Raw genomic sequence first — 1,026 nt, forward strand, 5'->3', positions numbered from 1 at the left:
TGTAGTTTCTCACCACGTTGTTCCCCTCGAATCCGAGGCGAGTGATGGGCGGTTTGTGTGAGACGGCGGAGTGAGGTCTATGGAAGTTGTAGTGGTACATCCAAGGCTGCAATTCGTTGGCGCGATGGTCGGAGGTTGGGTAGATGAACGCATAGGCCCACTCGCGCAGCAAGGTCTGGATGAAGCGTTCGGCTTTGCCATTGGTTCTGGGGGTGTAGGGACGGGTGCGGATGTGCTTGATGCCCAGGCGGCGCAGCAGTCTGGCGAAGCGCCGTGATTTGTAGGCCGCGCCGTTGTCCGTCATGACGCGCTCGACCTTGACGCCCAAGGTCTTGTAGTAGCGCAGCGCCGCCAGCAGGAAGGCGCAGGCGCTTTTGGCCGTCTCATCTGCCAGCATCAAGCTGAAGCCTACGCGCGAGTGATCGTCGATCGCCACATGCAGCGCCTGCCAGCCGGCCCGGGGAGTGTTCTGGGTGCGGTCGCCCGTGACGCGGTGGCCGGGCTTGTCGAATCGCCCCAGCTTCTTGGTGTCCAGGTGCAGCAGTTCGCCTGCGCTCTGGCGCTCGTAGCGCCGCACGGGCGCTGCATCCTGCAAGGCAGGCAGCCGTGCCACGCCCGCGGCCTTGCACGCGCGCGCCACAGTGCTTCTGGACAGGCCCACGCGCTCTGCAATGCGCTCGTAGGTCAATCGCTGGGTGCGGCGCAGCGCCACCGCGCGCTCGACCTTGTCGGCCTGGCTGCGTTGGGGACAGCGCTGCGGTCGAGAGCTGCGGTCCAGCAGCCCAGCTGCACCTTCGGTCGCATGGCGTTGTTGCCACTTGCGAGCAGTGCGCGGGCTCAAGCCGGCGGCTGCAGCCGCCGGCTTGAGCCCGATGCGATCAATCTCGCGCACCAGATGTGCTCGACCTTTGGGCGTCATTGAGGCATTCTTGTGGATGTTCATCCGAGGAGTCCTGAGGGAGGTTGGCTGGCGTGAGAACCTCCATCTTCCTTCACCTCGGGTGAACAACCTCTTGGGAAACTACA

At 64.1% G+C, this 1,026-nt stretch carries 1 protein-coding gene; it reads right to left on the reverse strand.

Going from position 1 to position 1,026, the window contains the following annotated elements:
* The coding region (locus EJI00_RS24895) for an IS481 family transposase (protein WP_126750124.1) at window positions 1-943 on the reverse strand (943 nt) is incomplete at its 3' end.
* Window positions 944-1,026: the final 83 nt, after the last annotated feature.

The sequence above is a fragment of the Variovorax sp. DXTD-1 genome (assembly GCF_003984625.1).
Taxonomy (GTDB): domain Bacteria; phylum Pseudomonadota; class Gammaproteobacteria; order Burkholderiales; family Burkholderiaceae_C; genus Variovorax.